The organism is Kitasatospora sp. NPDC024654 (assembly GCF_055559155.1).
The window spans coordinates 21,361-36,813 of the sequence record NZ_JBVHLF010000039.1; the positions used below are offsets into that span (position 1 = coordinate 21,361).

3 protein-coding genes are annotated in these 15,453 nt (G+C 68.4%); all 3 read right to left on the reverse strand.

Going from position 1 to position 15,453, the window contains the following annotated elements; genetic code table 11:
* Window positions 1-10: 10 nt before the first annotated feature.
* Window positions 11-8,044, reverse strand: coding sequence for a fibronectin type III domain-containing protein (locus tag ACZ38L_RS22670; RefSeq protein WP_465696382.1), 8,034 nt, complete (start codon window positions 8,042-8,044; stop codon window positions 11-13).
* Between the two features lie 557 nt (window positions 8,045-8,601).
* Window positions 8,602-12,228, reverse strand: a complete 3,627-nt coding sequence (locus ACZ38L_RS22675; protein WP_465696384.1) for a fibronectin type III domain-containing protein — start codon at window positions 12,226-12,228, stop codon at window positions 8,602-8,604.
* Between the two features lie 932 nt (window positions 12,229-13,160).
* Window positions 13,161-14,780: a serine/threonine-protein kinase gene (locus ACZ38L_RS22680; protein ID WP_465696434.1), complete on the reverse strand. Its 1,620-nt coding sequence runs from the start codon at window positions 14,778-14,780 to the stop codon at window positions 13,161-13,163.
* Between the last annotated feature and the right edge of the window lie 673 nt (window positions 14,781-15,453).

Below are 15,453 nucleotides of genomic sequence, written 5' to 3' on the forward strand. Positions count from 1 at the left end.
GTACTCCGGTTCAGGCAGCGAGGACATATTTGACGACTCGGCCCACGGTTGCCACTTCCGCCTCCTCGGGGAAGAGCAGCTGAAGTGCGAGGGAGGTCCCACCGCCGCCAAGGGCCGCCTTGAACATGTCGCGCCAGTTGAGGCCGTCAAGGCCGTCATCGGCGCTGGCGCCACCGTAGCTGAACTGGGCTGTGACTGTGGGCCGTGCGGGGGCCGGCGGAGGCGGCGGGGGCTGGAGCGGATCTGGGTCTACCACGCTGATGGGTCCGGCAGGGAATGCTGTCAGCGCGGTCTCCGAGGCGACGCTGGAGACGTCTGCTCCGCTGGCCCGGCCGATGATCCGCAGGGGTGCCTGCACCAGGGCCCCGGCGCCAGCCGGCTGGCAGATCAGGACCTGTCGGAACTGCTGGTTGGCGGCGCCGCTCTCGGTCAGTTGGAGCTGCGCCAGCAGGCGGTTCTGCCAGGTCTGGTTCTTTCCGAAGCGGAGCAGCTTGTAGAAGATCAGGCCCTGAGTGTCGTCGGGGTCCGCCAGCGTCTTGTACCGGAAATTGGGCTGGGCCTCTGGAATCCCGAAGTCCTTCCAGTCGGTCCCGTTGAACATCAACATGATGCCTTCGGCCCCCTGCGTGTCCTTTGGGTAGGGCCGCATTTCGGGTGTGATCGGGTCTCCGGCAACCGTCGGCCAACCGGACATCTGGCTGAATCCGCGCAGGTAGCCGGCGAGCTTGTCGACCGAGGCGGTCATGCTCAGGCCGTAGGTCGATGCGGGTTTGACGTCCCAGATGGCGAAGCCGACTCCTCGCGGCGTCGGCACACCGGACACGACCAGGTCGGGTTCGCCGATCTCGGACCAGTACGTCTTGTAGGTCATGGTCTGGCCGCCCCAGACCGTCCGGGCACCCGGCAGGTCGGCGTACACATTGCTCGCGCCGTGCAGCGCAACCTCCTGCTCATAGGCCATTTGCAGGGTGAAGTTGTGCTGCTCAGATCCCTGGGCCGGCCCCCACCACCCGTTCCCCGGTGCCGGAGTGGAGCTCTGGCCGCTGGGATCGGTCAGGTCGGTGGGTTGGTCCTTCGCGTACACGTAGTCCGCTACGTAGGGGTCGTCCAGTCGCAGCCCGATCGGGTCGCGGCTGGTGAAGCGGCCGGTCGTCGGGTCGTAGTTGCGCGCTTGGAGGTCCTGGGTGCCGGTCATGACCGGGTCGTCGAGCTGGCCGGCGAAGCCGAAGGGGTTGGCGGGCGCGGCCCCGCCGCCGGGCACCGTGGTGGTCTGGACGCCGAAGGGGTCGTAGGTGTAGTGGGCGAGGGCGTTGCCGTTGGCGTCGGTCAGGTCGGTGATGGAGCCGAGCGCATCGTGCAGGTCGTACTCCGCGCCGGTGGCGGTGTGCTCGGACTGCGGGAGGCCGAGCGGGTCCTGGTGGTAGTCGCCGACGACGGCGCCGGTCGCGTTGGTCTCGGTGGCGAGTTGGGGCAGCGTGTTGTTGGTGTCCCAGGTGTCGGTGCGGATCGGGGTGCCACCCGAGCTGGTGGTGACCCGGTTGCCCTGGTCGTCGTTGGTGAAGGAGAAGCTGACGCCGCCCTGGACAGCACTGATCGGGTGGTTGTTGGCGTCGTAGGTGATGGTGCTCGCCGATGAGCCGTTGCCGGTGTAGTTGCCGTCTGCGTCGTAGACGTAGTTCTGGCGCACCAGGCCGGATGACGCGATGGTCAGCTCGTCCGCGGCGTCGTAGGTGTAGGTGGTGCTGCGCCCGGCACGGGTCAGTGCGGTGCGGTTGCCGACCTTGTCGTAGCCGTAGGTCACGACGGCGGAGCCGCTCGGGCAGCCGGTGGTGCCGGCCGCCGAGGTGCACCAGTTGGTGAGTCGGCCCGCGTTGTCGTAGGCGTAACTCTGCTGGGCCTGCTGCGTGCCGCCAACCACCGAGTTCAGCTGGGTGGGCTGGCCTGCGGCGTCACGGGTCAAGGACCAGGACGAGGCGGTCGTGCCGCCCTTGGCCGCGGTGACCGTGGCGATATTTCCCAGGCTGTCGTAGGTGCGGGTTTCCGTGTACCCGTTGGTGCCGGGCAGGTTGGTGGTGGTGAGGTTTCCAGCGGCGTCGTAGCCGTAGCCCACGGTGGCGCCGTCGGCGGTCTGGCTGCTCTGGTGGCCGTCGTTGTCGTAGGTGTATGTGGTCTTCTCGCCGTCCGGGTAGGTGCGGCTGGTGATGTGGCCAGCCGTGTCGTAGCTGTAGGCGAAGCCGTTGTTGGTCAGCTGTCGGCCGTTGTTGTCGTAGGTGAGCGTGCGGCTTCCGGTGCCGTCGGTGATCGAGGTCCGGCGGCCGGCCGCGTCGTAGCCGTAGGTGACCTTGGGCGTGGCGTCGCTGTAGCTGAGGCCGGTGGTCAGGCCACGCGGGTCGATGGTGGCGGTGGTGACGATCTTTCGGGCGTCGGTGGTGGTGATGCGGTTGCCGTCGGCGTCGTAGCTGTAGCTGGTGGTGCGGGCGAGTGGGTCGGTGACGGTGAGGAGTTGGTGGTTGGCGTCGTAACTGTAGGTGGTGGTGTGGCTGTTGGCGTCCTGGCGGGTGAGCAGGTTGCCGGTGGCGTCGTAGCCGTAGCCGGTGGCCGCGCCGGTCGGGTCGGTTACCGAGGTGAGGTGGCTCGCGGCGTCGTAGCTGTAGGTGGTGGTCCGGCCGAGCTGGTCGGTGGCGCTGGTGCGCCGGTCGGTCGCGTCGTAGGCCACGGTGGTGGTGTGGCCCGAGGGGTCGGTCACCGTGGTCTGGTTGTCGGCCGCGTCGTAGCCGTATTTGGTGGTGTGGCCGAGCGGGTCGGTCGTGCTGGCGAGCCGTCCGTCCGCGTCGTATGTGCTGGTGGTGGTCTCGCCGAGTGGGGTGACCTGGGTGAGTTGGTGTCCGGCCTTGTCGTAGCTGAAGGCGGTGACCTTGCCGAGCGGGTCGGTCGAGGTGAGCAGGTGGTTCGCCGCATCGTAGGTGCTGGTGACCACGGCCCCGCTCGGGTCGGTGGTCTGGATGACCCGGCTGGCCTGGTCGTAGCTGGTGGTGGTCTGGTGCCCGAGCGGGTCGGTCACTGTGACGGGGCGGTTGGCCGGGTCGTACGCGGTCTTGGTGACGTTGCCGAGCGGGTCGGTGACGGTGGTGCGGTTGCCGTTGGCGTCGTAGCCGTAGGTAGTGGTGTAGGTCGCGGGGCTCGCACCTGAGGCGTTGCCGCGCGGCGAGGTTAGCGATGTCTGCCGGTCATCGTTGTCGTAGCCGTAGCTGGTGGTGTTGCCCAGCGGGTCGGTGCGCTTTGTTACCCGGCCGGCCGCGTCGTACGTGGTGGTCGTGGTCTTTCCACCAGGATCGGTGACGGTGGTGGGACGGTTTTCGGCGTCGTAGCCGTAGCTGGTGGTGTGGCCCAGCGGGTCGGTCTGGGTGATCTGGCGGCCGGCGTTGTCGTAGCCGTAGGTGGTCTTCTCGCCGAGTGGGTCGGTCACCGCCAGCAGATCACCCGCGATGTCGTAGGCGCTGGTGGTGGTGAAGTTGGCCGCGGTCGCGCCCGCGGCGTTGCCGCGCGGGTCGGTCTGGGTGAGTTGGCGGCCGTCCGCGTCGTAGGTCCAGCTGGACTCCTCTCCCAGCGGTGAGGTCCGCTGGGTCGGGTGGCCGTTGAGGTCGTAGCTGATCGTGGTGGTGTGGCCCAGCGGGTCGGTGACGGCGGTCAGGTGGCCGTCCTTGTCGTAGGTGTCGGTGGTGACCGCGCCGGTGGGATCAGTGGTCGCGATGGTGTTGCCGGCTGCGTCGTAGCTGGTCGTGGTGGTGTGGCCGAGTGGGTCTGTGACGGCTGTCGGGCGGCCGGCGGCGTCGTAGCTGGTCGTGGTGGTGTTGCCCAGTGGGTCGGTGACGGCAATCTGGTTGCCCACCGGGTCGTAGCGGTAGCTGGTCGTGTAGTTGGCCGCGTTGGCGCCCGCGACGTTGCCAAGTGGCGCGGTGGTCGAGATCACGTGGCCGGCGTTGTCGTAGCTGTAGGTGGTCTTGGCGCCGGTCGCGTCGGTGACGGAGGTCGCTTCGCCCTGCGGGTCGTAGGTGGTGGTGATGGTGTTGCCGTCGGGGTCGGTCTCGGTGGTCTGCCGGCCGAATGCGTCGTAGCCGTACTTGGTGGTGTGTCCGTCCGGGTTGGTGACGGCGGTGAGGTTGCCGGATGCGTCGTAGGAGTTGGTGGTGGTGTGGCCGAGCGGGTCGGTCTTCTTGGCCACGCGCCCCATGCCGTCGTAGGTGAAGGTGGTGGTGAAGTTGGCCGCAGTCGCGCCCGTGACGTTGCCGCGTGGGTCGGTCTGGGTGAGGACGTGTCCGGCCGGGTCGTAGGTGTAGGTCGTGGTGGCGTCGGTCGGGTCGGTGCTCGCGGTCAGGTTGCCCGCGGCGTCGTAGGTGTTCGTCGTCGTCTGGCCGTTGCTGGTCACCGTCGCGACCTGGCCGGCGCCGGTGTAGGTGAGGTTGGTCTTGCTGCCGCCCGGGCTGGTGGCTGAGTTGAGCCGGTTGTTGGTGTCGTAGCCGTAGGTCCAGGTGTTGCCGAGCGCGTCGGTGTGGGTGAGCGGGTTGTTGTGGCTGTCGTAGGTCCACGATTCGGTCGCGGGCGGGTTGCCGGGGGTGGTGCTGGTGAGGAGGTTGCCGGCGGCGTCGTAGGTCATCCGGGTGGTGTTGCCGTCGGGGTCGGTGACGGCTGTGAGGTCGAGGCGGTTGTCGTAGCTGTAGCTGGTCCGGCCGCCGTTCGCGTCCACGTGGGCCACCAGGACGTTGCCCGCGTAGTAGTCGGTGGTGGTGCGGTTGCTGGAGTCCGTGCTGGTCTCGGTCTCGGCTGCGGCGTTCCACGCCATCGTCAGCTGTGGTCCGCCGGGCTGCGGCTGAGCGGTCACCCGGCCGGTTGTCGGATCGTAGCTGTTCTGCACCAGCAGGTGGCCGCCCGGGTCGGTGACGGTGGTCAGCCGGCCCGAGCTGTCGTACGTGTAGGTGGTGGTGCCGTCCGCGGTGGTGACCGAGGTGAGCCGCTTGGAGCTGTCGTAGCCGTAGCTGGCCGACCTGCCGTCGGGCAGGCTCACCTTGCTGATCTGCCCGGTGGCCTGGTCGTAGGCGAAGCTGACGACCCGTCCGCCGGTGTCGGTGGCGGTGGTGAGCTGGCTGCCGCTGTAGCCGAAGGTCAGGCCGCGCCCGTTTCGGTCGGCGATGGCGGTCAGCCGGCCGTTGCCGTCGAAGCTGTCGACTTGGCCGTCGGGGGTCGTGAGGGTGTATCCGCCGGCGCTGGCGGCGAGCACGGACCTGGCACCGGCGGCCGACTGGTACGAGCCGTCTGCCTGTTTCGTGTAGACGGTCTGCGCACCGCCCTCGTCGGTGAAGACCACGGTGGAGCCGGAGACGGCGAGGTTCATCGCGTAGGGCTCGCTCCAGCCTGGCCCGAACGGTCCGGGTACGCTCGCCGCGGCTGAGTTGTAGGTCCGCCGCAGGTCGAACTGGAGGCCGTCACCCTGGAGCGCGCCGTCGTCGACGCTCTCGGTGTACGAGCCGGTCGCGGTGTCGACCGGGTCCCCGACGAACGACTGCAGCGCGGAGGTGGCGACCCGGCTGCTCCAGCAGCTGCAGCCGAAGGTCTGGTTGGGGAGTACGCCGACGGTGCCGGTGACGAGGTCGACTACGGCGATGTCCACCGGGCAGCCCTTGGTTCCGGCGGTGGGGCTGTTGGGTACGCAGTCGGTACGGCCCAGCATGTTCGGTGCGGCTGTCGTCATCGCTACTCGCCGGCCGGTGCCGTCCAGCGACGTGTCGGTCAGGAAGCCGGCCTGGCCGGGCACCGAGAGCTGGCCGTTGATCTGCGAGGCGACGGTGAGTCGGCCCGAGGCGATGTCGATCACGGCGACCTGGGCATCTGTACCGTCGCTGGCCTTGCCGACCAGGGTGACCAGGGTCTTGCCGTCACGCGAGACCGTGTACGCGTGGGCGGCGCTGGCGTTGGCGAAGGCGACCGGTGCCGCGGTGGGCTGGCTCGGGTTGAGGGTCACGAAGGTCGATCCGGCGGACGAGTCGACTTCCGCCACCACGGTCTGACCGTCGTCGCTGAGCGTCACCGGGTAGTTCTCGTCATAGGTGTAGCCCTGCTGCAGTGGGGAGAGCCAGGTACTGGCCGCGCTGCCGTCGGTGGCGATGTCGGTGCTGACGATCTCGCCCGGGTTCTGGAGTTCCGTCGACTTGCCGGGGTAGTGGTAGGCGAACTCCGCCTGCATCACGATCCGGCGGCCGTCCGCCGAGACTGCGGGCACGTTGGTGTACTGCGCCGGAACGGTGCAGTCGACGACGACGTTCGGGGCAGTCAGGTTGAGTGGGACCCGGGTGAGTGTCCCTGCGATCGTGTCGAACTTGTAGACGCCCGCCTGGGCCGGCACGTTGTTGCCCGACTGGTCGAAGTAGGTGGCGCCGTTGCAGGTGCCGTGGTTGGCCATGTCGCCGTCGTTCTCGACCGTGAAGACGAGGTAGTGGCCGTCGCTGGTGAGGCTGCCGGCGTGCACTTGGCCGGCCGTCGGGGCGCCCGAGGCGTTCGCGCTCGCCAGGGTTACCTTGCCGGTGTCGGCGTGCCACACGTACAGCTGGTTTCCGCCGTATCCGGCGAAGGTCTGTCCGTCGAAGCTGGCGGCGTCGAAGTAGTCCAGCTCCCAGGGGGACGGCCCGGCCGGTGGTGCGGCGGTTGAGGCGCTGTAGTTCCAGACCGGCAGGGTGGCGCCGGTCTGCAGGTCGTACCGGTACCAGCCGCTCTGGACGCTCGTTCCGCCGTTGCTGAGCGTCGCGTAGTAGAAGAGGTATCGGCCGTTGCCGGAGAGCTTTACCGAGGTCCGCGTCTCCTGGTAGGTCACCCCGCTCGACGGGCCCTGGTCGGCTGCGGGATGGCTGACCCCGACGGGCCGCGACGCCTGCTCGGTCAAGGTGCCAACTGCGGCCGGTGCCGACGCGGGTCCGCTGGTGACGGCGTTGGCCGCGCTCACTGAGACGCTGTAGTTGACGCTGTTGTTGAGCCCGGAGAAGAGCGCGCCGCCGCTCTGGACCTGCTGCGTCGTGGTCGAGCCGTCGGATCCGGTCAGCACGGCGGAGTAGGAGGTGATCGGGCTTCCGCCGTTGGCCGGAGCGGGCCAGGCGACGTAGACCGAGTGGTTCGCCGGGTAGCTGGTGATGCCGCTCGGCACGGCGGGCGCTGCGGCCGGCGTGACCATCGTGCTGTACCAGGCCGGGCCAGCCCCGTTGGCGTTCGACGCGGAGACGCCGAAGAAGTAGGTACTGCCGTTGGTGAGGCCGGTGACGGTGGTGGAGGTCGAGGTTGCGCTGAGGGTGGCCGGGGTACCCACCACGTTGCTGTTGGAGTCGTACGTGGTGACCGTATAACCGGTCACCGGGGAACCGCCGTTGTCCGAGGGGGCGGTCCAGTTCACCGCGGCCTGGCCGGTGCCAGCGGTGGCGGTGACGCTCGCCGGCGGTGCCGGCTGCGGACCCGCCTTGGGGGTGAAGGTCGCCGAAGTGGCGGCCGGGCTGGCGTAGCCAGCCCCGTTCTCGGCGATGACCGTGATGTAGTAGGCGGTTCCGTCGACCACGTTACCGATGGTGGCTGTGGTCGCCGTCGCGGGTACCACGCCGGAGCCGACGAAGGAGTTGTCGGCCGCCTTGAAGACTTTCACCATTTGCCAGTTGAGGTCGGCGCCGCCGTCGGTGGTGGGCGGTGTCCAGGTCACCGAGGCCTGCGCGTTGCCTGCGCTGACCTGCACATTGGTGATCGGCCCCGGCGCGGTGGCCGGTTCGGGGACCACGGCCGCTGATGGAGCGGAGGCCGGGCCGGCCCCGACGGCGTTGGTGGCGGCGACCGTGAGGGTGTAGGAGGTGCCGATGCTCAGGTTGGTGACGTTAGCGCTGGTCACTCCGGCCGCGACCGTCGTGGTGGCACCGCCCGGGGAGGCGGTGATCGTGTACCCCGTGATCGCGCTACCCCCGTCACTGGCCGGCGGCGACCAGGTGACCTTGGCGCCGAAGTACCGCTCGACGGCTACCACGTTCGTGGGCGCTCCCGGTGCTGTCGCCGCGGCCGGCGTCGTGTCGCTCGGCCGGTTCCCGTTGGTGGACGTCTTCGGTTTGCTCGGCGCCGCAGCCGTGGCAGGGGGGAGGGAGCCGACCCCGACGGGTAGTGACGGCGGGGGTGAGAGGGCCCGCCCGTGGTTGTCGAACTTCACCTCCACCGGGTCCGGCACGAGCCTCCCGCCCGGGTGCCGGGGGTGGCCGGTCAGCGAGGGGTCGGCCGGGGCTGGCTTGCCGCTTGTCTTGTCGCCCGGCTTGTCGGTCGGATCGGCCGGTGGGAGGGGCGCGGGCAGCGTGGTCACCGGCCGATGCGGGTCTGGCTGCGTGGGGTCGGCGCGCGGCTTGCCGGCCTGCACTGCGGGTCGACCGGCCGGTGCGGTGGCGACGGAGGTGGGCCGGTGGCTGGGTGTATTCGCTGAGGCGTGGGAGGCGAAGACCGTTGGGCCAAGCAGCGCGGCGATCAGTGCTGCGGTCAGTGGTAAGCCGATCTGTCGCCGGGCACGTGGCCGACGGCTCATGGGACTCCTCCTGATGGTCATCCGAAGGCCACCGGGTTGCGGCTGGTCAGGTGCCAGACCCGGCTGGGCGTAAGGGTGGTAGACGGCGGGCGAACGGCGGCGGGCGTGGCCGCGCTGATGGTGAACGTGGCGGGGTCGGTGTGACCGTCGGGGTCGAGCACGGTCAGGCTGGCCAGGGCCGTCGCCGGGGCGGTGAGTTGGTCGCCGTTGCCGTCGTCGGCGGTCAACGACACCGGTGTCCACTGGGTTCCGGCGGCGGAGACAGGCAGCTGCGTGATGTCCGCGCACCAGGAGTACTCGCCGCCGCTGCCGGAGTAGTTTCCGGCGGCTGTGTAGCTGATGGACCAGTCGGTCGCCGGATCGGGCGCCCCGCCCGCCGTCGGAGCACTCTGGTAGTGGAGCTGGCCACTGACCGTGTCGGTGTGCGGGCCGTTGAACGTCCAGATCAGGCAGAGCATCGGGGCGGAGGTGGCGGGGTCGCTGGTCCGCCAGGCACCGAGGCCGGTCAGGGAGAGCACAGCGGCCACCGTCGCGGGGGCCGACTTCACCGGCGGTCCCGTCAGGTTCGCGGCGTTGCGGACATAGACGCTCGCGTAGACCTGCGTTCCCGCCGGAAGTCCGGTGACGGTCACGCTGGTTGCAGACGAGTTGACGGTCTGTGAGGCGAGTAGCGCGTCATTGGCCGCAGCGTGGATCTCTACCACCGTGGCGGTGAGGTTGGCGCCGCCGTCGTTGGCCGGTGCGGTCCAGCTGACGGTGGCCTGTCCGTTGCCGGCCACAACGGCGATGCCGGTGACCGGCCCGGGAGCCGTGGCGGGCAACGGCGTGACCGTGGCGCTCGCCCCCGGGCCGTTACCGGTGGCGTTGGCTGCGGTGACGGTGACGGTGTAGGCGGTGCCGTTGGTCAGGCCGGTGAGGGTGGTGGCGGTGGTCGTGGCCAGGACGGTGATGGGTGTGCCGACCACGGCGCCCGCAGTGGTGGTGGTGATGGTGTAGCCGGTCACGGGTGAGGTGCCGGTGTTGGCTGGAGTGGTCCAGCTGACGGCTGCGGAGCTGTCTCGGGCGGTGGCGGTGACGCTGCCCGGAGCTCCGGGCAGGGCTGCGGGTCGGGAGAGGGTGAAGCTGACCGGTTGGCTGGTCAGGGTGTTGCCCGAGGCGTCGGTGAAGACGGCCTGGACCTGGTAGCCGCCGTCGGCGGTGATGGTGTGCGCGGCGTTCCAGGACAGGGCCGGGCTGGAGCCGTCGGCGCCGGTGGCCACGGGCCAGGACGGGACGGCCGCAGTGCCGTTGATGACGTCAGCCGGGGGGATGTCACTGAACGTCGTCCCGCCGGAGGCGCGGTACTGGAATCGCACGCCGGTCATCCCCGGTGCCGAGGTCGCCCCTAGGGCGAGCGGGTTGCCGCCGGTTGTGGCACCCGCGGCTGGGCTGGTGACTACCGCCGTGCCGACGCCGAAACTGTAGGCGGTGACCGGGGACTGGTCGCCGTTGCTGTCGACGGCGACCACGTTCAGTGTGTGCCAGCCCGGTGCGGGGGTCAGCGCGAGGCTGGTGCCGGTCAGCGAGCTGGTCGGCGACTGGTCGAGGCCGTACAGGTAGCCGGTGACGGTAGACCCGCTGTCCGCCAGGGTGAAGGTGGTGGATCCGGTTGCGGGCGTGCTCCAGGTGCCGGCCGGGTAGATGGGGCTGGAGATCGTCGGGGCGGGCAGAGGCGGGTTCGCCGTCGTATGGACCTGGAGAGTCACCGAGCCCTGAAACGGTCCCGGGCTCGCCCAGCCCGACAGGGTGCCCGCGTACGCGCTACCGAAGGCGTTGCTGCCCAGGAGCTGTGTCTGGGTGGTGCCAGCGGGCATGGTGGCCTCGGCCGCCACTCCGGTAGGCGCGCTGATGGTGACGGTGCTGCCGATCCGGTAAGCGGTAACCTTGCCGGCGCTGACAGCGGATGCCCAGGCCGCGCGCTTCTGCAGCTCGGCGCCGATGTCGCCCTGGCGCAGATTCACCGCCGGCGTGCTGTCCGCGAACAGCGAGTGATAGGTGGTCAGGATCTGCTGCAGCACAGGGTAGGCGAGCCGGTCCTCGGCCAGGCTGGACTGGTGCAGGACCAGCGGACGCGGGTCGTTGCCCAGCACGTGGCCGAGGTCGATCCGGGCTTCCACCGGCACGATGTAGGAGGTGAAGCCGCTGTTCTCGTCGAGTGGGGCCGCCAGGCAGGTCGAGCTGGTGCTCTGACAGGCTCCACTGCCGCCGGCGGCCTTGCTGGTGTAGATCCAGTTGTACTCGTCCGTCTCCTCCGTCGCCTTTCCGGCGCTGGAGAAGATGTTGGTCGCATAGCGCGGGATGGTCAGGGTCGATGTCCCGACCGCACGCTGAGCCGCCTCGCGGGAGGCGTCGCTGCCGATCCAGGCGACGCCGGCGGCCGCGAGCGCCGACGCGAGGTTGGGGTTGTCGGCCGGCTGCTGCGGGGGAACGGCCAGGCCTGAGTCCTGGTTGGTGACCAGCTCGGTGGGGACGATCGTCAGATTGTTCTGCTTGGCCCAGGTGATGTTCTGCTGGATCGCGTTCTGGACCGTCGGCTGGTCGGTCCAGACGGTGTTGCCGCCGGCGTCGGTCGTGCACTGCCAGGGGAGCACGGTCACGTTCTGTACGCAGCCGAGGAAGGGACGCCCGTAGGTGTTGTTGACGAATCGATAGGCAGCCTGGTCGGTCACCAATTGAGCGAGCAGCGGGTCGCTGCCCCCGTTCTGAGCCTTCCAGCTGTCGCTTCCGCTGCCGTCGAAGACCAGGTCGAGGGTGACGTTGTTGGCCTGCTCCCATTGCTTGAGGTACTGGGCGTCGGCTGCGGTCATCCGGATCGGCGTGGCTGCTGGGCCGGTGCCGGGCTGGCAGTTGGCGTCGCCGGTGGTGCACTTGAGCGCGGTGTTCCAGCGGTTGTCGGCATCGAAGACGTCGTCGATGTCGGCCGCGAAGTAGTTACGGTCGTAGCCGAGGTGGACGCCCTGGGTCAGCCAGTCCACGAAGCCGCGGGCCAGCAGCCTGAACTGCTGCTGGTTCTGGTTGTAGGCGAAGGTAACCACCAGCTCCTTGCGGCTGTCGTGGTTGTACTCGCCGACCAGTGAGCCGCGCGCGGTGCTGTTCGGGATCGGCGCGTCCACCAGCGGAGTGAACGAGGCGCCGGCCGGCAAGGTGCCAAGCGGCGTGGCCAGGTAGCCGTAACTCGTACTCGTCCCGGGTTGGGGCTGTTCGAACGGGACGCTGCCCTTAAGGTAGCCGAACGGGCCCGCCAGGCCGGCCTGCGTGACCGCGCCCTGGGTGCCGTCCAGCGAGCCGATGTAGCCGGGGTTCTGCGCGTAGTTCAGACCGACGCCCGGCTGCGCGTAGGTGTAGGCGTCGAACTGCCGGATCCCGAACTGTGCCTCGTAGCTCGCGAGGGCGGCCATCTCCGCCGAACCGCTGCCGAACGGGTTGTCGTTCGGCAAGACCACGCCCTCGAACTTGGCCCGGGGCACGTTGTTGGCAGTATCGCTGAGAAAGGCTGCGGTAATGGTCGGCCGGTTGGTGTCCGACAGTTTGACCGTGGTGAACGGCGTTCCCTCGCTAGTCAGTTCCGCCTCGATCGCGCTGACCGCGGTACTACCGTCATCCACCACGAGGACCGTGAGGTCGATGCGGTTCTGCGCCGGAGATGTGGCCGCTGCGGCACCGGCCGGAAGCGTCATCTGCCATAAGAGCAGGACCGATGACAACCCGACGCCCACTCCGCGCATCAACCGGCGTCTGAACCTGATCTCAGGCAGGCGGAGCGGCACCGACACGGCCCTCGAAGGGCCCCCAAGGCACGCTAGGACAGCATGAACAGACACGACTCCCCCACCTCGTGATCCTCAGAACGGCGCTCCCCCACCGCTGCTGTTCATGCCAACTCTTCACACTCACACACCGTGGCGTCAACAACCTTTCCAGTAACTTCCCGCCCCTGATGTCGCATTCGTGCGGCTATCCACCAACAAAACCCCCACCACAGAGCGGCATGCGTTATGAATCTGTGCCCTTGGCCCCTGGCCAACCGATCTTGATGAGGCTTCGCCGATCCGGATCGCAACGCCGAACCCTGTGAGGTTCCAGAACTCGGCTTGACTCTGTCACCGGCCGCAATGCGCAAAGCGAAGCGATCGGGGCGCGGTCGCAAGTCGTCTCCCTACGCCTCGTCTCGAGATCGGGGTGCCACCCTCACCTTGCTCGGGGCGAGAATCTGACCGGTTCAGACAACACAGTCGCCGCCGAGTCAAGATCGGCCAGCCGGGCAGCGAGTGTGGCCAGGGCAAGGCGTCGGAGCTGCTCGCGACGGCCGACGTTCACCGTCCCGCTGGACGACCGGTTTGCAATCGTCGTGCACTACAACAGCGGCGAGGAGTTCAGGAGCGCGGACTACTTCCTGACCCACCCGGAATGCGCTGACCTGGTCCTGGCCAGCACGGATCAGGACCGGATCGGACTGGGCCTGTGCTGGCCGAAATCCCCGCGCGCAACACCGTCCGGCGGGCCATCGCTGTATGCCAACACTTGGATCCGTGCCCGGCTAGCGGTACCGGCCCTTGCGCTCGGCCGGCTGCGACTGGGATCCGATCGACGTGTGCCGGGGCAGAAGGACCGACAACACTGCAGACAAGGCGATCCAGGTCAGCCCACCCAGAATCGCGGTGATCAGCGCTGGCAGCCACGTACCGGCGAGAAGCCCTGTTGAAAGTGCCGCATTCACCAGGGCCGCACCGACCGTCATCTGCACCTCGGAGGTTCGTCGTTCGAGGGCCCGGCTGAGCCCCTTCACGAGCGGCTTCCGGATGCCCATCAACGTCGGACACATGATCCCGCTCAGGATGAGCACACCCCACCAAGGCATCGGCGAGATGATCAAGAGCAGCAGGCAGGAGACGATGGTTACGCCCATGGACACGGCGAATCCATCGAGTGAGCCCATGCCTTCCACTGGTGGATCGTCAAAGCTGATCACCAGCGCCAGGATCAGGACAGCAGCAGCGCCGACGGTAGCCGCCCAGCCTGGAGACCAGGAGGCGAACGCGATCAGCTGGAGCGCGATCAGTGTTCCACCAGCCGCCGCAGTCCGCCACAGGGCCTTCTTCCTCGCGGTTTGCAGCTCTGCTTGGGTGGCCTGCGGCGCTGGGTCGGTCGGTGTCTCGGCGGTTGATAGTGCCTGCCGAGCGGCCAGGGCGGCAGGAGTGACGGGTGCGTGCTCGTCGAGCATGGTTGGGGGGTGAGGGATTGCCGGTGGCCGCCGCGTGGTGCGAGTCGGAGCGGACGCCATGTGCTGGGCTGCGCCGGTGCGCGGTCCGGTGCTGCGCCGTGGCACAGCGGGTGCGAGCAGGACGCGGATCGCGTCTGCGGTCTCGGATGCACCGGCGGCCCGGTTATCGGGAGTCTTCGCGAGCAGGCGGAGGACGAGGTCGTCGACGCCAGCTGGGATGGCCGGGCGGTAGGCGCTCGGGGCCTCGGGCTTGCGGGTTAGGTGTTGGTGTAGGACTGCCAGGGGCTGCCCTGTGAAGGGCGGCCGGCCGGTCAGCAGGGTGTAGAGCAGGCAGCCGACGGCGTACAGGTCGGCGGCGGGGCCGATGTTGCGGTCGCCCTGGGCCTGTTCGGGGGCCATGTAGGCGGGTGTGCCGATGACGCGGCCTGTGCCGGTGAGTGCGAGGTCTTCATACACGTGTTTGGCGATCCCGAAGTCGAGGATCTTGATCACGCCTCCGGGAAGGAGCATGGCGTTCGCCGGCTTGATGTCCCGGTGGACGATACCGGCGCGGTGAGCGGTCGCAAGGCCGGTGCACACCTGCAAGGTCCAGTCGAGGGCGTCTGTCACGGGTGGGAGGGCACCTCCGGTGATGACCTCCTCCAGGGACTGGCCTTCGAGGAGTTCCATGACGAGGAACGGCGCAAAGCGGTGCTCGGGGCCGGCTTGGCCGAAGTCGTGGATGGTGATGATGTGCGGGCTGCTCAGGTTCCCGGCCGCGCGGGCCTCCGCCGCGAACCGTTCGGCACCCATGGACGCCGAGTCGGCTCCGGTCAGCAGCTTCACCGCTACGGGCCGTCCGACCCGTTCGTCGAAGGCCCGCCAGACCTGGCCCATGCCGCCAGACCCCAGGACCGCGTCCAGCCGGTACCGGTCTTCCAGCCTCGCCACGCGCATGATCACCCCTGTCACGGCTTTCGGAACGCAGTCCGTCTGGGTGCGCCCCGTCGATCGTGCACTCTATCGGTGCCAGTGCTGGCAGCAGGTCGGCTTTCCCTTTGCCCCGAGCTCCTCGGATGCCCGTGATGTGCATCACACAGCGGACCATGGTGAGAGGCGCTCAGCGAGAGCCGTGGAGGGACTCACGCTCAGCCGCTCGGACGGTGGAGGGATCTGCGAGCCGATCTTCGAGGGCTTGGAGAACCAACCTCGCGCACCATGCTGCCAGCCACTCAAAATTCTCCCGTGAGGACTATTGCGCTTCCGATGCTGCGCCAAGCGCGAAGAATTGTCCAGCGGTTGACGGCATATCGGCCATTCTGAGTGTGTCTGGCCAGAGGTTACTTGATTTATCATCAGTTAGGTGTGATTGCTTCATTAGACGGGCCCATGTGGTCTCTACCTCAAACCAGCCTGCCTGATCTTGATCACGGCTTCAATCAAGGCGTACCTGCTGGCAGAGGCGCATCGAGGCGATCCGGGCGTTCACCTATCAGCCCTATCCGATGACAATTGTCAGCGCCCCTCTTTACGGTGCTCCGTGTCATTGCGTCGACGGTCAGGCTGGGCCGCTGTCTTGCCCCGCCTGTTTCAGGCAGGAGTACCTGGTTCCACCGTCGGCGTGCCCAGA